The organism is Hallella seregens ATCC 51272 (genome assembly GCF_000518545.1).
GTDB classification, from domain to species: Bacteria; Bacteroidota; Bacteroidia; order Bacteroidales; family Bacteroidaceae; genus Prevotella; species Prevotella seregens.
The window spans coordinates 26533-46898 of the sequence record NZ_JADU01000028.1; the positions used below are offsets into that span (position 1 = coordinate 26533).

Annotated in this window: 12 protein-coding genes; 3 read left to right on the forward strand and 9 right to left on the reverse strand. The window is 58.2% G+C overall.

Translation table 11 applies throughout. The annotated features are described in order from the left end of the window. Window positions 1-62 precede the first annotated feature (62 nt). On the forward strand, window positions 63-440 hold the full coding sequence (locus tag L888_RS14895) for a polysaccharide deacetylase family protein (protein ID WP_245594855.1): 378 nt from the start codon (window positions 63-65) through the stop codon (window positions 438-440). Window positions 441-476: 36 nt separating this feature from the next. After that, complete coding sequence (locus tag L888_RS14900; protein WP_245594856.1) at window positions 477-968, forward strand: hypothetical protein; 492 nt, start codon at window positions 477-479, stop codon at window positions 966-968. A gap of 124 nt (window positions 969-1092) precedes the next feature. Here the strand turns inward: L888_RS14900 and L888_RS0109270 are convergent, their stop codons facing one another. The 7 genes from L888_RS0109270 to L888_RS0109300 all read right to left on the reverse strand — a co-directional run bounded on the left by L888_RS0109270 (window position 1093) and on the right by L888_RS0109300 (window position 15954). Then, on the reverse strand, window positions 1093-3441 hold the full coding sequence (locus L888_RS0109270) for a RagB/SusD family nutrient uptake outer membrane protein (RefSeq protein ID WP_027952683.1): 2349 nt from the start codon (window positions 3439-3441) through the stop codon (window positions 1093-1095). A 26-nt stretch (window positions 3442-3467) separates the two neighbouring features. Further along, complete coding sequence (locus L888_RS0109275) at window positions 3468-6779, reverse strand: SusC/RagA family TonB-linked outer membrane protein (protein ID WP_027952684.1); 3312 nt, start codon at window positions 6777-6779, stop codon at window positions 3468-3470. 252 nt (window positions 6780-7031) lie between these two features. Then, complete coding sequence (locus L888_RS0109280; protein WP_044249057.1) at window positions 7032-8660, reverse strand: RagB/SusD family nutrient uptake outer membrane protein; 1629 nt, start codon at window positions 8658-8660, stop codon at window positions 7032-7034. Window positions 8661-8677: 17 nt separating this feature from the next. Then, entirely contained in the window at window positions 8678-11938 is a 3261-nt protein-coding gene (locus L888_RS0109285) for a SusC/RagA family TonB-linked outer membrane protein (RefSeq protein ID WP_027952686.1), read from the reverse strand. Window positions 11939-12070: 132 nt separating this feature from the next. Further along, entirely contained in the window at window positions 12071-13108 is a 1038-nt protein-coding gene (locus L888_RS0109290) for an L-rhamnose/proton symporter RhaT (RefSeq protein ID WP_005844650.1), read from the reverse strand. Between the two features lie 53 nt (window positions 13109-13161). Beyond that, window positions 13162-14415, reverse strand: a complete 1254-nt coding sequence (locus L888_RS0109295; RefSeq protein ID WP_027952687.1) for an L-rhamnose isomerase — start codon at window positions 14413-14415, stop codon at window positions 13162-13164. A 63-nt stretch (window positions 14416-14478) separates the two neighbouring features. Further along, entirely contained in the window at window positions 14479-15954 is a 1476-nt protein-coding gene (locus L888_RS0109300) for a rhamnulokinase (protein WP_027952688.1), read from the reverse strand. A gap of 202 nt (window positions 15955-16156) precedes the next feature. Here L888_RS0109300 and nhaD point away from each other — a divergent pair, with 202 nt between their 5' ends. Continuing rightward, a complete protein-coding gene (gene nhaD / locus L888_RS0109305) occupies window positions 16157-17518 on the forward strand; it encodes a sodium:proton antiporter NhaD (protein WP_027952689.1) in 1362 nt (453 codons plus the stop codon). Between the two features lie 179 nt (window positions 17519-17697). On the opposite strand, the gene L888_RS0109310 is transcribed toward nhaD, so the two are convergent. Continuing rightward, window positions 17698-18573, reverse strand: a complete 876-nt coding sequence (locus L888_RS0109310; RefSeq protein WP_005844657.1) for an AraC family transcriptional regulator — start codon at window positions 18571-18573, stop codon at window positions 17698-17700. 340 nt (window positions 18574-18913) lie between these two features. Next, window positions 18914-19861: a cysteine synthase A gene (cysK, locus tag L888_RS0109315; protein WP_027952690.1), complete on the reverse strand. Its 948-nt coding sequence runs from the start codon at window positions 19859-19861 to the stop codon at window positions 18914-18916. Window positions 19862-20366 lie beyond the last annotated feature (505 nt).

Genomic DNA, 20366 nt, shown 5'->3' on the forward strand with positions numbered 1-20366 from the left:
AGCCATGGTTCTACGGCCGCGCAGTTGCGGTTCGTCTCCCAGCCGCTACCACCCCTCATTCCATGACTTGCAAGACGCTCCTCCTGCTCCTCCCCACCCTGCTCGGCCCCGTCGGTCTCCATGCCGGACGGCCCCAAGTCTGCGTGGCCCGCTATGACAGCGGCCGCGTAGCAGCCTTGTCGCTCACCTTCGACGACGGGCTGCTGGAGCACTACACCGTGGTCTTCCCCCTGCTCCGGCGACTGGGACTGCGCGCCACCTTTGGCCTCATCGGCAGCCGCGTGGGCGGCGTGACGAGCGGTAAATACAAGAATGTGCCCTGCCTGTCGTGGGAGCAGGCCCGCGAGATGGCACTGGGCGGACAGGAAATCACCAGCCACGGCTACGCCCATCTCAACGTGACGCAGCTCTCGCCCGCCGAGCTTCGCCGCGAGGTGTAGCACAACGACACGCTCATCTGGCAGCACACGGGCCAGTTGCCACGCACCTATCTCTATCCCGGCAACCGCAAGAGCGACACCGCCACAGCCTTTTGCAGCCGTGGACGCACATGCACGCGCACGTCCCAGGTGAGCCTGGGCGGAAAGCGCACGCCGGAATGGTTCGGCGGCTACCTGTGCCAGCTCATGGCCAGCCACGGCTGGGGCATCACCATGACCCATGGCATTGCCATGGGCTACGACCATTTCGACCAGCCCCAATACTTTACCCGGATGCTGGAACTGGCGGCGGCACGGCAGGACAGCCTGTGGATTGCCCCGCTGCGCGACGTGGGAGCCTACGTGCAGGAGCGCGACCACGCCCGGCTGCGCGTGCGGCAGCGGCGGGGCCGGCTCGTCATCCGCGTGCGCACAGGACTCGACCCAGCTGTCTTCCACCACCCGCTCACCCTGCTTGTAGACGGACGGCCCTACCGGGTGGAGATGGGGAAGCGCGGGGGACGGCTGGAAATCGAACTCGGAAAATAAAGCCGCCACGGCAAACGAAACGGGGTGCAGACTTGACATGTCAAGTCTGCACCCCGCCATTTTTATGTCCGCCGGGCCCCGTCAGAGCATCCGAACGGGCCGGACAACCAGCTGTCGATGATGTCTACTGATTGTAACCGTAGTTCTGATAGGCTTTCTTGGCATCCTCAGTGAGCAGCGTATTGCTGTCGTCGGTGAGCATATCGATGAACGTCTGCGGGAAAGGCTTCAGCGTCATATAGTTTTGGAATGCCCCCTTGGGCTTGCCGTCCTGTCCAGTGGTGGCGGTAGTATTGTCCGAAGTGTCCCACTGACCCACGGCGTAACTGCCGTTGCCGGCGTTGGCTCCCATCTGGTCGTGCCACTGAATGCGCTCTGCCTGAAGGCCCGAATGGTGCAGAATCTCGTAGTACATCTCCTCGGAGTTGAACTCACGACAGTATTCGTTGAGGATGAACTCGCGGAAACGCAACTGGTCGGTCGTGGCTGCGGCAGGATAATTCTCCTGCTGCGACTTGACAGACACGCCGTCCCAATAGCTGGCATCCACCCGTATGCGGGCATAGCTGTCGCCTGCAGCAGCATAGGGATACTGCCGTTCGGCGGCCGAGAGCTCGGCATGACCGGGATAGAGACGGGCCAAAACCTCGGCGCGATGCTCGCCGGCCTTGTAGGCTGCACGCTCCCGCAGCACGTTGATGTCGGCTATGGCGGCCGTGTAGTTGCCCTTGCGGCCCTCGGCTTCGGCACGCAACAGATAGGTCTCGGCCAGCCGGAAGACGGGCACATCCTTGGTGCCATAGATGGAGTTGGCACCCGAACGGTTGCAGTCGTCATACTTCAGGGTGGAGAGATAGCCGGTGCGCATGGCATTTTCGAGGCCGTAGTGGTTGGCACTGGCACCCTCGCCCAGCTGGCTCACAAAGCTGTACTGGCCACCGTTTTCCACCAGCTGCGGACGGTAGTAGTACTTGCCGTCTTTCTTCATCCAGCGGGCGAAGCACACAAAGGGCTGTGCATCGGCCTCGTCCACGTCGATGGCTGTGGCCTTGGTGTTCTCGATGATGGCAAAGGCAAGGTCTCCACGGCCCATCTTGTGCTCGCCGGCCACGGCCTTACGTCCGCCCCAACTGGTGCGGGTATAGCCGGGCAGGATGTGGGTGTTGAAGTAGTCGGCCTGCCGCTCCGTCCAAGTATAGGAGTCGTTCTTGTCATCTGTGTAGGCGTAATAGTCGGCATCGGCCGCCTTGGTGGAGCGCGTGCCGCCGTTGAGAGCCGTTGTGAACTCGAGGTGGAACGACTTCTCGAAGCGCGAGTCGTGCTGCTTGTCGGTGAAAACGTCGAATCCCCAGTCGTTGTTCACGTAGCTGGTGTTGGGCGCCGAGGGGTTCTCCCAGGTATAATCGGGTATGCCCCACTTGTTGTTCACATAAGTTTGGGCGAACAAGCAACAGGCGCGGTTGCCGTAACGATAGTTGTCTGTACCGTTGCCGAAGACGCCGGCCAGAATGATTTCGCGGGAGCTTTCGTTGTCCCATGAGTCGATACCGTTTCTCCACAAGGCCAGATAGTTGCTCTCCATAGCGTACTTTCCGCTGTTGATCACCATGCCGGCGTAGTGGATGCACGAGTCGAGGTCGGTATCAACCTTGCCTTTATAGAGCATGCCCAGATAGGATTTGGGGTTGCTGTTGTCGATGGTTCCGTCGGCGTTGCGGCCATATTCGGCCGTGCCATAGTCGGCACCCTGGGCCCGTGTGAGGTAGAGTTTGGCCAGGAAGTGGGCGGCAGCATACTTGGTGATGCGGCCGAAAGCCTCGGCCTCCTCGGGCAGATGCTCCACAGCGTAACGCATGTCGGCAATCATGATGCGCCATTGCTGCTCGGAGGGCATACGGCTATAGTTGAAGTTGCTGGGCAGCGACGTGATGCTGGTCTGCGGAAAATAGACATCGCCCAGCAGCGTGTTGAGCGTGTACATCAGGTAGTCGCGGTTGAAGAGAGCCTCCGAGAGGCGTGCGGCCGCATACTTCCCATCAGTTGCATACTTGCCCACGGCCTTGCCGCTGCGAATGGAGACAATGGCCTTGTTGCAGCAGTCGATGACGGGGTAGCAGTTGATGATGAAGCCTGACTGCTGCCGGCTCTGCGTGCCCATAAAGGAATTCATGAAGCCCGGGATGCTGTTCCATGTGCCGGTGGCCGTCCAAGTGGATGTGGAGAACTGGTTCTCGGCGTTGCGTCCGCTCACCAGTCCGCAGTCGTGTCCCACCTCGAAGCAGTATCCGCCCTCGGTATAGGGATGACGCAGACGCTCTGCATTGTAAGTGCTCACCACCAGCTGGTCGAGCCCCTGCTCTGTTTCAAAATAGTCTTGGGTAATGGTACTCACCATCTTCTCCTCCAGAAAATCGCCCGAACAAGAAGCTGTTCCCAAGGCCAGTAAGCCAATTGAAAAATATTTGATGTTCATATTGATGATGCTTTAAGCTGTAATTTTTAGAATCCGAGACGAACGCCGAGTACAAAGCTGCGGGTGATACAGGTGTTGTTGGTCTGTCCGCCATTATGGTTGGACGCGTCCCAGCCTGTGATGTCGTCAGGGTTTATACCGGCCTTGACCAGTTCGCCGCCGAAGAGGAACGGGTTAAGCACCTGCACATAGGCCGAGGCAGTGTTGGCGCCAAAGCGCGACGTGACCTTCTTGGGCAGGTTGTAACTGAGCGAGATGTTGCGAATGATGACCATGTTGCCCTTGGTATAGTTGCGCACATAGTCGTAGGTGGTGGTGCGTGTGGCCGTGGTGGGTTGGGCAAATTTGGCTCCAGTGTTCGTGGGACTCCAGGTGTCGTGCTCCACCCGGCGGCCTATGGTCTGTGCCAGACCGTAGTAGGTGTTGCCAAAGCGGCCGTAAGCAAAGATGCTCAGCGAGAGATCGCGGTAGGTAAAGGTGTTGGTCCAACCGAAACTCCATTTGGGACTCTTCTGATAGACCACCTTGTCGTCGTTGTCGAACTTGCCAAAACCGTTGTCGGCAAAGTAGTAGTCCTTGCCCTCATAGGTAAATTTCGTGGCGCCCGGCGTGCCTGCATCGACCAGAACCATGGGTTGATCCGCTATCTTGTACTGGCCGGGGAGGAACGTCAGCTTCTTCGAGTTGTAGGCTGCCATCATCATTCGGTCTTCGTCGGTGTCCTGCCACAGACGGTCAAGCCGGTAATCATAGTACACGTTGAGGGGGCTGTTGATGAACCAAGTGTTGCCCGGCTCGTCCACTTTGCCGTTCGAGAGTTCCACGATCTTCTCCTTGTTGGTGGTGAACGATACGGAAGTCTCCCAACTAAATTGCTTCGATTTCACCGGGACGGCGTTGAGCGTGGCTTCAAAACCGCGGTTCTGTGTCTTGCCAATGTTGGAGCGAATCTGGGCGTAGCCCGTGATGACGGGTATCGTGCGGTTCATAATCACGTCGGATGTATTGGCTACATAGTATTCCAGACTTCCGTAGATGCGGCTGTTCAGGAAGCTGAAGTCAATGCCGACATTGGTCGAAGCCGTCTTCTCCCAGCCCAGCACATAGTTGGGCATCACGTCGGGCTTGGCACCATTAGTGTTGCTCACCGACCCGCCATAGCCGAAAGGAATCTTGGCGTAAGTGGAGGTCACGCTTCCGGCAGTCGAATAAGGCGACACGGAAGAGTTGCCCGTCACACCGTAACCCAGGCGTATTTTCAGCTGGTCTATCCATTTCACATCTTTCAGGAAACTCTCCTCATTGATCTTCCAAGCCAGTGCAGCCGACGGAAAGAAGTCCCACTTGTGGCCCTCGGCCAGCACGCTGGCACCGTCGTAACGGCCTGTCAGTGTGAGCAGGTAGCGGTCCATGAGGCTATAGTTAACACGGGCCATCCACGAAGCACGCGTCCAATTGCTGTAGTTGGTGCCGTAGCTCACCTTGTCTTTGTTGGAGTTGCCCAGATCGTACCACATGGATGTGGGGTAGACAATCTCGTAGGCGCGGATGTTGATGCCCTCCGTGCGATACTTTTCAGCACTCTGCATCAGCGTCACACCCAAGTGGTGTATCTTGGAAAAGTCCTTGTCGTAGTAAAGAAGATTCTCTAAGGTCCAGCTCATGTTGGTGCTCTGGTTGTTATATCCCACCTTTGGCTCGGTAGAATCGAAGCCGTAGACATTGGACCATTCCTCGTCATAGTAGCTGCCATAACGCGACTGGCGGAACTGCGAACCGAAGTTCGTGCGCCAGCGAAGACCGTCCAACGGGGCCCAGATTTTGCCGAAACCCACCTCGAAATAAGAGCTCAGGTTAAGGCCATAGTAACGGTACTCGTTGGTTGAATGAGCCACATCGCTGGCTATGTTGTGGCCTGCCTGGCCGTTGGTGGTGCCCACAAGGTAGCTGCCGTCCTCGTTGAACGCCGGCACCCAAGGCATGATTCCCATGGCCAGACCGTAGGAATCCTTGGCCACAGAATTGTCGAAGTTGCTCACAATGCCATAGTTCTTGATGGAGTGCGACCCGTTCAAACCGATGCCTACGGTCAGGAAATCGAGCGGTTTAATCTCGCCATTCAGGTTCACCGTGTAGCGTTTGTAGTCTTGATCCTTGAGTGGAACATCCTGATTTAGATAGCCCATACTCATGTAGAGCTTGCTCTTGTCCGTTCCTGCAGACAGACTCACTTGGTGGTTGTGGGTAAATCCGGTACGTGTCACAAGCTTGCCCCAATCCTGACTGAACATGTGCGACGAATCGTAGACCGGCACTTGGGCGGCATATCCCGCCGCCATCTCCTCGGCCGTAGCCGCCCGCATCTGCAGCGTTCCGTCTGCATTGTAGGCATAGGCCGTGGCCATGACGCGCCGAGTCCAGTCTTCCGAGCCCATGCCTGTGATGGCACGGTCGCGGTCGGGGTCGGGCGCCGTGCCGTAAGCACCATTGTAAGTGCCCCCGGTGATGGCGGCCTGACGGGTATAATCAAGCAGTTGTCCGGCCTTCATATAGTCGGTAGTGGAGTGCAAGGAGTTCCAAATGTAGCTGCCATCATAGTTAATACTCACTCGTCCGCTCTGGCCTTTCTTGGACGTTATTAGGATAACACCATTGGCACCACGGCTGCCATAGATTGCCGTCGACGAAGCGTCCTTGAGCACTTCTATGCTTTCTATGTCGCTGGGATTGAGGTCAGCCATCGACCCTGCCGTCAGAGGGATGCCGTCAACAACGTAGAGCGGCGTGTTGTCGGCCAGCAGCGAGCGGTTGCCTCGCACGCGGATGTCGCCGAGTTCACCCGGTCGATTGTTGGTAGTAATGTCCACGCCAGCAGTCTTGCCCTGCATGGCTTGGAGTGCATTCTGCACCGGACGCTCCTCGATGGTCTTGGCATTAATACGGCTCATGGCCCCCGTGAGATCCGATTTGCGCATTTGGCCATAGCCCACGACAACAAGTTCGTCCAGCGTCTCGGAATCATCCATCAGTTTAACATTGACTTCTCTGCGGCCGTCGACACCGACGCTCTGCGTCTTCATGCCTACATACGAGACCACAATCGTGGCTTTGGCGGGCACGGTAGGTATGGAAAAGTGGCCGTCGAGGTCGGTCACCGTGCCTTGTGAAGTACCTTGAATGATGACGCTGGCCCCGATGACGGGTTCGCCATTGGAGTCGACCACGGTTCCTGTCACCCGATTTTGGGCGACAGCCATGGAGGCGCAGAGCAGGAAAGATGTCGTGAACAGCAGCCGCGACAAGTGGTTTTTAGACCTGTTTCCTTGAGATTGTTTCATTGTAGAGGTTTTTAATGATGAGTATTTAAGCTTTAAATTCCGTGAAACACACGTCGTCCACGTCGCCGGCGACCTTATCCGCCACCCCGGAAATGTAGGGACACATCCCGTGTGTGTCCACCCATTTGGATCTGTTTTCGGACATACAGGACGCATGTCCCTACGTCTTGGCAGCCATTTGCCGGTGTTTTGGCACGCCCGTCCCGCATGGGACGTCTGCGAAAGCCGCAATGAGCCTTCGCAGACAAGGGGTCAATACCCGGCGTTCTGCTTGTACAAGCCGGGAGTAATGTTCATCTGATTGGCCGGAATGGGATAGAGATAGCGGCCGTCGGCCACGTTGGAGGTACTCGCCCCCTCGGGGTTTCCGTAGCGGGCGAACATGTCGATGATGTCTTGTTTCCACGTGCCGTAGCGCACTTGGTCGAACCATCGCACACCCTCGCCGAAGAGTTCCAGCCGCCGCTCGCGCCGCACATATTTCCGGGCCGTGGCTGCATCCACGTCGGTGGCCACGGGGTCGATGCCGGCCCGACTGCGAATCTCGTTGACAATGGCCAGTGCTTCGGCCGTCTTGCCCTCATCGACGAGTATTTCAGCCTGGAGCAACATCATGTCTTCTATGCGGATGACGGCATAGTTCACGGGCCAGTCGTTGTAGTCTTTCAGCGTGCTGTAGTTCATCGAGAGCCCCAGGGCGTCCAGCTTGGGCTTGGAGGGGATGGGCTTGTAGATGATGCTCTCCACGTAAACAGAGTCCGACTCGCCGTCCACGGTCAGCAGTTCCTTGGCGTTGGAATAGGCCACGGTGTTGCCCTCGGCAGGATAACCGTCGAGCAGCGACCAGCCCTCGCCCCGCAAATCTTTGTTGCCCGTGGAATACACACGGTTGAACTCGAAGCGCAGCGTCTTCTCCACGAAGTTGTCGTAGCCAAAAAGGCGCACGCCCACACCGTTGGTATAGGAGGGCGGCAGCGACTTCACCATGCTGAAGATGCCGGGATTACCCGTGCCCCCGACACGGTACTGGATGGCAAAGACCGAGTAGAGATTGTTGCCGTCGGGGGTGAACTGCTTGCGCCATTCGGCAATGGTGGGTGCCCAGTAACGTGCCTTATTGGCCAGTACCTGCTGCAAATAGGTCTTGGCCGAGGCCGTAGCCGTGGCATCATTGTAGGGATTTCCGGCCAGCGTCATGTAGACACGGGCCAGCATGGCGGCGGCGGCCGTCTTGTCGGCACGCCCCTGCGCGGGCACCTTGGTCCCTGCACCGTCGGTCACGTTGCCTTTGTCCGGCAGGTCGAGACCGTACTTGAGTTCGGGTATCACCACCTTGTCGAGGATGGTTCTGCCGTCGGTCTGGGCTATGGCATTCACCGCAGAGGGCGACGATGGCTCGAGCACCACAGGCACATTGCCGAACAAACGCACCAGCTCGAAATAGGCCCAGCCCCGCAAGAAGTGGGCCTCGTTCAGCAGCTGGGCCTGTACCGTGGCATTGTTGAACTTGGCTTTGCTGAGCTTGGCTATGGCCGTATTGGCATCAAATATCACCTTGTACCAGGCGTCCCAGGCACTTTCAAAGGTGCCCAACTCGGAGCCGGCCCGGAAATTGCTGATGTCTGAGCAGTCGCGCTGGCCGTTGGGCGTGGGGTTGGACCATACATTGTCCGACCGGTATTCCGACATTTCATGATATTCATGCTCCACCAAGTAGCGCAAGTCGGCATAAATGCCCAGCACTCCCTGGTTGGCCTGGGCGGCCGTCTGGTAGAAACCGTCGGCCGACAGGAGGTTTTTGGGAGGCTGCTCCAAGAAGTCACTGCACGAGGAAAAGGCAAGGAGCAAGGCTCCGGAATATAGAATATTTCTTAGTTTCATGATGTAAAGCTATTTGGTTAGAACGTGATATTAACTCCCAGCGTGTAGACCCGGGCCGTGGGGTAGCCGCCATAGTCGATGCCCAGAGCCGATGCACCACCGGGCACGCCCGACTTGCCGTTGGCTATTTCGGGAGAAAAGCCGGAATAATAGTCATCGAAGCGCAACAGGTTCTCGCACGACGCGTAGATGCGGGCACGCTGCAGAATCTTGCTCTTCACAGGAAGAGTATAGCCAATGGTGAGGTTCTTCAGGCTCAAATAGTTGGAGCTCCAGAGCCAACGAGAGTCAACTTGTCCGCCCGTAGTACTGCTGAAGATGTAGGGCGTGGTGCCGTCGCCCGTCTCGTTCTCGCTCCACCAAGCCGTGTTCCAGCAGTCCATCACGTTGCCTTGGGCGCCCATCGACGGACGGTCGATGGCTCTACCCAGCGTGCCAAGTATCTTTCCGCCCAGCTGGGCCGTAATGAGCATGGAAGCATCGAAGCCTTTCCATTGGAAGGTGTTGGTCATGCCGAAAGTCCATTTGGGAGTGGGCTGGCCCAGATATACCCTGTCATCGTCGAGCGTAATGTTGCCGTCGTGGTTCACATCGCGGTAGCGGATGTCGCCGGGCTTGTTGGCTTTGCCTTGGAAAGTCACTCTCTTCACGCCGCATTCCTGGGCATAGGCATCGAGTTCGGCCTGTGATTTCCACACGCCCACAGCCTCATACATGTAGAATGCGTTGACAGGATGGCCCACGGCAAGGATATTTGAGGCGTTGGCTCCGTCACCCGTGCCGTTGAATCCCGAGTAGATGGGAGTGTTGTCGGTACCGAGAGACACCACCTCGTTGGTGTTGTATGATACGTTGAAAGAGGTGTCCCACTTGAACTTGCCCGTGATATTGTGCGAGGTGAGCTCTACGTCAAGACCCCGATTCTTGATTTCGCCCAGGTTGCCCCAGATGGAAGTGAAGCCGGAAGCCCCGGCCACGGGCACCTGATAGAGCAAATCCTTGGTGCGTTTGGTGTACCAGTCGAGCGACACTTGCAGCCGGTTGTCGAGGAAACCAAAGTCGAAAGCCACATCGGTAGAGTGGGTCTTCTCCCATCCCAGGTCGGCATTGCCCAGCGAATTGGCGTTAAACCCCGCCGCCCCGGCATAGGCAACGGCTGTCAGCGTGGCATAGGCGGCCGTATTGGAGATGTTGTTGTTGCCTGTCACACCATAGGAAGCGCGCAGCTTGAACGTGTTCCACCAACTGGGTTTCCAGTTTTTCCAGAACTTTTCTTCGCTCACAAGCCAGCCGGCACTCAGTGCAGGGAACACTCCCCACTTGTTGTCACCGCCGAAAACCGACCCGCCGTCGTAGCGCAACGAGGCCGACAACAGATAACGTTCGGCGTAGTTATAGGAGGCGCGGCCGAAGACCGACACCAGGTTGTTGGGGGTAGACTCGGTCACGGTATTGGCGTTTGGCGTGACAATACTTCCGTTGAACGAGCCCGTAATGGCATCATTGGCAAAAGGAGCCTTGTAGGTTTGGTTGGTGCTGAAGCCCACATTGCTGTTCTCGCGCGAGGCTCCGGCCATCAAACTAAGGTTGTGTTTGCCGAAGTCATGGTCGTAATTAGCCAATGCCTGTACCAGAGTGGACCACACGCGAGAGGTGGAATGTCCGCCGCTCGACTGCGATCCCTCGCCCGATGTCCAGTTAGCGCTGGCACTGGTGAAATTGTACGACCGACCGTCCACGTCGTAATAGTTGGCCGCTCCCGAGAATTCGATCTTGAGATCTTCGATAGGAGTAATGCGCATGAAAGCATTGGCCACCAGACGTGCACGGTTGCTACGGTTGATGTTCTGCTCCAGCGTGGCTAGCGGCGAGGGCGTTCCGGCCCAGTCATACTTCAAATAAGGCTGCCGGTTGGTATAATAGCCGGCATCGGGTTCAGCCACGGGCGTGGCCGAAACAATGTGATGAACCATGGCGTCCTTGCCATTGGCCCATCCCGATCCGTTGACAATGATGTAGGTAGGAGCCAGATTCAGGCCGATGGTAAGGTATTTGTTGATTTTGCTTTCCACGTTGGCTCGCAGGTTGACACGCTGATAGTCTGTGCCCACCACAAGGCCATCCTGCCGCATATAGCCGCCGGAGACCATGTAAGACAGCGCGTCAGTGCCGCCGGAGACGGAGACATCGTAGTTCTGAATCATGGCATTGCGGAAACAGCGATCCTGCCAATCCAGCAGTGCCAAGCTGCCTTCGTTGCCTGTCACCGTGTAGCCGTGGGCTGCGGCAACCGAGGGATCAAGATACTGGAACCAGCGGTTGTCGAGTACAACCATGTAGTTGGGTTTCGACATAGAGCCGCCAATGTTGGCCATACGCGTAGCATTGTCATCGGTAATACTGGCATTGGTCACCCCGCGACTGGCCGCAGTGTTCAGGTAGTACTGGTCGTTCCATCGCATTTTGAACTGCATCCACTCCTGGGCCGACATGATGTCGAGCTTCTTTTCCGGGGACTGAAAGCCCACACTGGCATTGAATGTCACTGTAGGCTTGCCGTTTTTGCCACGCTTGGTGGTCACAATGACCACGCCATTGCTGCCTCGACTTCCATAGATGGCTGCCGAAGCGGCATCCTTGAGCACCTCTATACTCTGGATGTCATTGGGGTTAAGGTTGCTGATTGTGTTCTGCGGCACACCGTCAACAACGTAAAGCGGGTCGCTGCTGGCATTGACAGATGCGGCCCCGCGCACGCGAATCTGCTGGTCGGCACCCGGCTCACCACTCACCGTCCGCACGGTCACGCCGGCCAGCTGCCCCTGCAAGGCCTGCTCGGCACGAGCCAGCGGCCTGTCCTGAATGCCCTTATTGTCCATCTTTGCAACCGCTGATGTCAGGTTGCGTTTCTTTACTGAGCCGTAGCCTATGACCACTACTTCGTCCAGATTCAGCTTGTCTTCGGTCAGCGTTATGGCCAAAGGGGCTGTGCCGCGAGCCATTACCGACCGGCTCTCGAAGCCCACATACGACACGGTTATTGTCTGTCCATCTTTCACTCCGGCGATGGAAAAGTGGCCGTCGAGGTCGGTCACCGTGCCTTGAGAAGTGCCTTGAATGATGACGCTGGCCCCGATGACGGGTTCGCCATTGGAATCGACCACGGTTCCTGTCACCCGATTTTGGGCGACAGCCATGGAGGTGCAGAGCAGGAAAGATGTCGTGAACAGCAGCCGCGACAAGTGGTTTTTAGACCTGTTTCCTTGAGATTGTTTCATTGTAGAGGTTTTTAATGATGAGTATTTAAGCTTTAAATTCCGAAAAACATACGTATTTCGCATGTATCGGAAACATCCGGGCAGCGCCAATCGGCACAACATGCCCGGATGATGACGACCGCAGCCGGATGGCTATCCGAGGAACTGCGGCAGGAACGAGGAGAGGATGAGCACCGCAATGCCCACGACGAGCACGGCGATGGTACTGCGCGAGCAGCCCTTCCACTCCTTGAGGATGATGCCCCACACGTTGGAAAACACCACGTTGAGGGCCATGAGGATGCAGAACGAGAGCGTCATGAGCGTGGGCGAACCCGTGAGAAAGCCCTTGCCCAACGAGAGACCGAAGAACTGACTGTACCACAACGCACCGGCCAACAGGCAGAACAGCAGGTTGTTGCCCCACACGTCGCGCCGGGTGTAGTCGGCCCAGGTGTGGTTTTTCTGGTTCTGCCAGAAGCAGTAGACGGCGTTGGTGACAAAGCCGCCCAGCGTCACGAGGGCGGTGGCAGGCAGTGTTTTGTACATGGCGGGCGTGAGTTCGCCGAAGTTGATGTCCTTGCCAAACTCGAGTCCCACGTTGAAACAGCCGCTCATGAAGCCGGCCAGCAACGCAATGGCCAAGCCCTTGGGAAAGTTGAAGTCCTTGACAGCCGCCCGTTTCTCCTCCTCGCTGAGCGAGCTGGCCTTCATGGAGCCGGCCACTCCAATGATGGCAATGCCGACGAGCGTAACCACCACGCCGAGAATCACGGCCGTGGTGAGGGCACTGAGCGCGTCGAGTTCGGGGAAGAACACATTGAGCAACACGGGCCCCATGACGGTGCCCAGACCGGCGCAAGTGCCCAGCGCAATGGACTGTCCGAGGGCCACACCCAGATAGCGCATGGAGAGACCGAACGTAAGGCCGCCCACGCCCCAGAGCACTCCGAAGAGCACGGTCATCCAGAGACTGAACGCGGGCGCGCCGGCCCAGAGTTCCAGCAGGCTGTGGCCCGCCGGAACGGCCAGCTGCGCGCCGAGGCACGGCAGCACCAGCCACGCAAAAACGCCTTGTACCACCCAGTAGCTCTCCCAACTCCAACCCTTGATCTTGTTGATGGGGACGTAGCAACTCGACTGGCAGAAGGCGCCGACAGCAATGATGAGTAATCCGATGATGATGTCCATAACAGCAAAAGCCCCCGCCCGCGGCAGTCTGCCGGGACAAGGGGCCTACCTTATTATTTTCTCTTGAACGTCACCTCCTGCTCGTACTTCTCGATGTCGGCGATGAAGTCTTCGGCAACAGGCACATTGTGCGTATAGTTGTAGTAGTCGTAGACGGCGCCCATGGGCAGGGTCTTTGCCTCTTCGAGCAGGGCCAGACGCTGGAAGAGCTTGTCCTCGTCCTCGTACTTTCGCAGCAGCTCGAGCGGCTCCAGGAAAGCCTGAAGCAGGCTCTTCTGCGTGGCGCGCGTACCTATAATATAGGCCCCTATACGGTCGATGGAGGCATCAAAATAGTCCAGACCGATGTGGGCGCGGTGCAATTGGCCGGCACGTACAAGCTCTGCAAAGAGGTTGCGCGTGTTGTCGTCGAAGAGCGTCACGTGGTCGGAATCCCAGTGCATGGGCCGCGACACGTGGAGCATGAGCTCGGGAACGAAGAGCAGCAGCGACGAAACGGCGTCGCTCACATTCTCCGTCGGCTCGTAGTGGCCGGTGTCGAGCGTGTAGATCACGTTGTTCTTGGCGCAGTATCCGGCGTAGAAATCGTGCGAGCCCACGGTGTAGGCCTCCAGCCCGATGCCGAAGAGCTTGGCTTCCAGACAGGATTTCATGTCGGGCAGCTGCTCGGCAAGAATCTCGTCCAAGCTCTCTTTCAGAATCTGACGATAGCGGAATTTCTCCACGGTATAGTCCTTGGAGCCGTCGTGCACCCAGATATTCATGATGCAAGGATCGGCCTGATACTTGCCCATGGCATCGGCAATGCGGCGGCAACGCTTGGTATGATCGATCCAGAATTCGCGGATTTGCTTGTCCGGATTCGAGAGCGTGAGGCTGCCGCTCTTGGGATGCGAGAACGAGGTGGAGTTGAAGTCAAGCTTCAAATTGTGCTCCTTGGCCCACTGCATCCAGCTCTCAAAGTGCTTGGGCTCCACCTGGTCGCGGTCGACGAACCGGCCGCCGAAGTCGCCGTAAGTCTCGTGCAGGTTCAGTCGGAACGAGCCGGCGAGCATCGAGGTCACCTTGTCGATGTCCTGACGCAGCTCGTCAATGTTGCGGGCCTTGCCGGGATAGTTGCCCGTGGTCTGGATGCCGCCCGAGGCAGCTTCGTTGCGTTCAAAGCCCACCACGTCGTCGGCCTGCCAGCAGTGCAGGGAGACGGGAGTCTTTTCGAGGGTTTCCAGTGCCTTGTCGGTGTCTACACCGAGGGTAGCATAGCGCTCTTTGGCCAGCGCATAGTTCTTTTCAATGAGTTCTGATTTCATGTTGCGGTTGTATTTTTTAATGATGAATATTGCGGAAAACGGGGGTGCCGGCAGTGCGGCGGCCTACTTGGTGAGGTCTGTCCAGCGGGCGTAGGCCTCGTCCCACACGGCCTTGTCCTGGGGCTCGAAGCGTTTCAGCTCCACCGACCGGGCGATGATGCGGCGCATGTCCCACACGTCGGCCACGTCGCCGGCGGCCTTGGCCTGGAGCATGACGTTGCCAATGGCCGTGCCTTCCTGGGGTCCGGCCAGCACGACAACACCGCACGAGTTGGCCGTGAACTGGTCGAGATAGGCATTGAGCGAGCCGCCGCCGATGATGTGGAGCACGCGGATGTCGAAGTCGGCAAACTCCCGCAGCCACGTGAACACCTGGCGGTAGCGCAGGGCCAGCGACTCGAAGATGCAGCGACAGTACTCGGCCGGCGTGCGCGGCACGGGCTGACCGGTGCGCCGGCAATAGTCGTCGATGGCGGCAACCATCGACGGCGGATTGGCAAAACAGGCGTCGTCGGGATTGATGAGGCTGCGGAAAGGCTCGCAATCCATCGACTCACGCTGCAGCGCGGCATGGCCGCGGGCCTTCTCTTCGGGCCACTCCTGCCGGCAACGCTCGTAGATCCACATGCCGCAGATGTTCTTCAGGAAGCGCGTGGTGCCCTCAATGCCACCCTCATTGGTGAAGTTGCGCTCGAAGCTCTGCCCGTTGATGACGGCCCGGCGCGTCTCGATGCCCATGAGACTCCACGTGCCCGAGCTGAGGTAGGCAAACTGCTCGTCGGCCGCCGGCACGGCCGCCACGGCACTGGCCGTATCGTGACCGGCCACGGCCACCACAGGCACGGGCCCGAGTCCCGTGGTGCGCTGCACCTCGGGCGTGAGCCCGCCAATCACCGTGGCGGGGGTCGTCATGGGCCCGAACTGGTCGCGCCGCATCCCCAGGCTGGCCACCAGCTCCTCGTCGAGGTCGGCCGTCAGGGGGTTGAGCAGCTGCGAAGTGGAGGCCACCGTGTACTCGCACACGGCCCGTCCCGTGAGCATATAGCTCAGGGCATCGGGGATAAAGAGCACTTTCAAGGCGTGGCGCAGGGCGGTGTTGCCGTCGCGCTGCATCTGATAGAGCTGGAACAGCGAGTTGAAATTCATGAACTGGATGCCCGTCTTGGCGTAGACCGTGGCCTTGTCCACGGCCTCGCTGAAATAGGTTTCCATCGCCGCCGCCGTGTGGGGGTCGCGGTAAGCCAGCGGGTTGCGCAGTATCTGGCCGTCGTCGCCCACGCATACGAAGTCGCAGCCCCAGGTGTCGATGCCGATGCTGCTCAGGGGAATGCGGCGTTCGGCAGCCAGCCGCAGCCCCTTGACAACCTCGTGATAGAGGGCGAAAATGTCCCAGTAGACATGGCCTCCGGCCTCGATGAGCACGTTGTCGAAGCGCGTAAGCTCCTGCAGTTCGAGCCGTCCGCCGGCCAGTGTGCCGATGATGGTGCGGCCGCTTGTGGCCCCGAGGTCTACGGCAAAATAGTATTTTCGATTTTCCATAGAGAGTTGCTGTTAGGATGAGGGGTTAGGGATTTGTCTTATCGTCGCGGCAAAATTAGACGATTTTCCAAGGGGCTGCCATAATAATTTGATTTTTGAGCCCAAGGTTTTGAGATTTTACGTAACTTTGCAGCCACGGTGCCGGGGCGGCCTCATGCCGGCCGCGGGCCCGCCATTCCCCATTTTTTAACGTATCAAAAGCATGTCAACCTTAACCATTGCCATCATCGTCGCTTTCTGCGTGGGCTATCTTTTCATCGCCCTTGAGAGCATGACCAAAGTGAACAAGGCCGCCGTGGCCTTGCTGATGTTTGCCGCATGCTGGACGCTCTTCATGGTGTCGCCCGGCAGTTATATCCCTGGAGCCACCGGCCCCGCGCTGCTCAGCGAGGTGAGCGACGCCATCGAGCACCATCTGGGAAGCACTTCCACCACCCTCTTCTTCCTCATGGGGGCCATGACCATCGTGGAAATCGTCGATCAAAACGGCGGTTTCAACTGGGTGCGCACCGCCATGAGCACGCGCAGCAAACGCACGCTGTTGTGGCGAATAGCCTTTATGACGTTCATCCTCTCGGCCATTCTCGACAACCTCACCACGAGCATTGTGATGATTATGATACTGCGCAAGCTGGTCCACGACCACAAGGACCGCATCGTTTATGCCTCGCTGGTCATCATCGCGGCCAACTCGGGCGGGGCCTTTTCGCCCATTGGCGACGTCACCACCATCATGCTTTGGAACAAGGGCGTTATCACGGCGGCCGGCGTCATCACGGAGATTCTCGTTCCCTCGCTGGTGTCGATGGTGGTGCCCGCCCTCATCCTGCAATACTCGCTGCGGGGCGAACTGGAGACCGCCGGCGACATGCCGATGAAGAGCGACTACGAGGTGCTCGACTTTTCGAGCCGCCAGCGCAAGGCGGTGTTCCTCGTCGGCGTGGGCGGGCTGGTGCTCGTGCCGGTGTTCAAGGCCGTTACAGGGCTACCTCCTTTCGTGGGCATCCTGCTCGTGCTGGGCATTCTGTGGACCACGACAGAGCTGTTCTACCGCAACCTGCACCGCGGGGCCGACCGTGAGGGCACGGGCAAGCGCGTCTCCAACCTGCTGCACAACATCGACATGAGCACCATTCTCTTCTTCCTCGGCATCCTCATGGCCGTGGCCTGTCTCGAAGAAGTGGGCGTGCTCACGGCCCTGGGCCAGGGCCTCAACACCGCTTTCGACGGCAACCACTATGCCGTGACGGGCATCATCGGCGTGCTGTCGAGCATCGTCGACAACGTGCCGCTGGTGGCTGGCTGCATGGGCATGTATCCCGTGACCGCCACAGGCGACATGGCCGTGGACGGCATCTTCTGGCAACTGCTGGCCTACTGTGCCGGCGTGGGCGGCTCGATGCTCATCATCGGCTCGGCCGCCGGCGTGGTGGTAATGGGTCTGGAGAAGATCACTTTCGGCTGGTACATGCGTCACATCAGCTGGATTGCTTTCGTGGGCTACGCTCTCGGCATCCTGAGCTACTGGGGGTTGCGCACGTTTGTCCTCACCACTCCGATTTGATGCCGCCGCAACGGCCCTGCGATTGCACCGTAAAGGCCCTGCGATTGCACCGTCATCGCACGGCGGTTGCGGCGTAATCGCCGCGCCTTTACGCCGTCAGGAAAAAACCGCGACGCCGTCACAGATCCGATGCTACGGATTTGTGGCGGCGTCGCTTCGTTTTTCCCGCAGGGACTCCCCTACCGGGTCTGCTCCCGAAAGTCGCTGGGCTTCATGCCGGTCTTTATCTTGAACTTGGACGAGAAATAGTCGGGCGACTCGAAACGCAACTGATAGGCAATCTGCTTGATGCTGAGATCGGTGGTGGTCAGCAGCTCCTTAGCCCGCTGCAGACGCAGGTCTTGCTGGTAGAGGGCCGGGGAGACGCCGGTAAATTCCTTGAAGAGCTTGCGGAAATTGCTGTAGCTCACGTTCATCTCCTTGGCTATCTGCTGGATGGTGAGGTCGGCCTCCAGCGACTCACGGATGCGTCGGCGGGCATGGTTCACCATGTCCACGTGCTTGTGGTTGCTGTTCAATTCGTTGTTGCGTTCCAGCGAATACATCAGTCCGATGAGCAGGTTCACCACGCCTGCCAGCGTCTGTTGCACGTAAGCGCTCTCGTCGAGGGCCGTCTGGTAGGCAAAGCGGTAGAGCTCGTCAAGGCGGCTTGAGAAGCCCACATGGTAGACAGGCTTGTCGGGCGCGAGGAATCCGGCCCGCACACGGCTGTCCACATTCTGCCCCTTGAACCCAATCCAGTAGCTCTTCCACCCCGTGGCCGGCTCGGGATGATAGCTGTGCCACTCCTGCGGGAAGAGCAGGAACAGGTCGCCGGCCTTGAGCCGGGCTTCGGCCACGCGGGCCGAATGGAACACGCCCTCGCCCTCAATGATGTAGAGCAACTGGTATTCGTTCAGGATGCGTCCCTTGTCAAGGTTGAAGTAGTAGCCGTCGGCATGGCCGTGGGTGGGGTATTCTTCGCCGGGCAAAATCTCCTCGTAGCCCACGGTAGAGACCGTAAGCCCCCACAGACTGTCGTGAGAATTGGCCACCAAGTATTTGCTGATCTGCATGCGGTTTGGGATTGATAAAGACGGTCAAGCCGGTAGGACTCAAGCCGAGCCTCGATTTGATGGGGACAAAAATACTGAAAAGGTATCAGAAAACAATGGTCAATAGCCAAAAATCTCCCCAAAAATTTGCAGCGAAACGAAAGTTTCGGTATGTCTACCACCGCATCAACAACAAGATAAGGGCGTGTCAAAATGCTGAACTATTGCCAAATTGTAGGGATATACGCCCTGTATGTCCGAATGTAAAACGGCATGCAGGGACACACACGAGGTGTATCCCTGCATATAAATCGTGGTTATTGTTCTGAAACGCTCCCGTCTGCGGCACTGTTCCTACGCCTTAAAGCGGATACTCGTCAAAGGCGTAGAGCACGGTGGAGAGGTAGCGTTCGCCTGTGTCGGGCAGCAACACCACGATGTGCTTGCCCGCATTCTCAGGGCGGCGGGCCAGCTCGGTGGCGGCAAAGGCGGCCGCTCCCGACGAGATGCCCACGAGCAGACCCTCCTGTTGGGCCAGTTGGCGACCGGCCAGAATGGCGTCGTCGTTGTCCACGCGCACCACCTCGTCCACCACGGAAGCATCGTAAGTAGCAGGAACAAAGCCTGCACCGATGCCCTGAATCTTGTGCGGGCCGGCGGTGCCGCCGCTCAACACGGGCGATGCGCTGGGCTCCACAGCCACAATCTTCACCCCGGGGTTCTTCTCCTTGAGTCTCCGGCCAATGCCCGACACCGTTCCGCCCGTGCCCACGCCGGCCACGAAGATGTCTACCTGCCCGTCGGTGTCTTCCCAGATTTCCAGCCCCGTGGTGTCGTAGTGCCGCTGCGGGTTGGCTTGATTCACGAACTGCCCCAGGATTATCGAGCCCGGAATGGAGTCGCGCAGCTCCTCGGCGGCCTTGATGGCACCGCCCATGCCGGCCGCTCCGCTGGTGAGTTTCACCTGGGCTCCATAGGCTTTCACCAGGTTGCGCCGCTCCATGCTCATAGTCTCGGGCATGGTCAGGATGAGCTTGTAGCCCTTGACGGCCGAGACCAGGGCCAGCCCCACGCCGGTGTTGCCGCTCGTGGGCTCAATGATGGTGGCTCCGGGCTTGAGCAGCCCCTGGGCTTCGGCGGCCTCGATCATGGCCAGGGCGATGCGGTCTTTCACGCTGCCGCCGGGATTGAACGACTCCACCTTGGCCACAACAGGGGTGCCGGCACCCCGCAAAGCCGAATACTTGGCCAGCTCCACGAGCGGTGTGCGGCCCACTAAATCTGTAATACGCTTGAAAATCTTTGCCATAAAATCTTATCCTCCGTCTAATTTTGAATTATGAATTATGAATTTTGAATTGCAAAAGCTGTTTGCATCGTTCTGATTCTCTGCTGCAAAGTTACGGCAAAAACCCATGCGCCGCAATCGCACAAACAGAGCATATCGGCTACCATGTTTGTGGTATTTAAGCCCGCCGTTTGGAACACACGACGCGATGCGCGGCCGCCCGCATGCCCAAAACAGAATCGCGGGCCGTGTCTCACGACACAGCCCGCACAAAAAGAGATATTATAAAAACACAATATAGAGGTGTATTGTAGTTACCTTGTCTGTGTAAAGGGATGGATGCCCCCCCGTGTGTGTCCGTTCATACAACTGTCAATCGGTGGGTTAAAGACAACTGGGAACAACGGATAACAACATTTATACCGTGGCGTAGCGTTGTTTATGGTTGTTGGTCGTTGTCTTTTGAACGCGATGCGGTGTGCAATGTTCTTGCCCCCGTGCGTGTCCGTTCATGTTGGCAAAGACA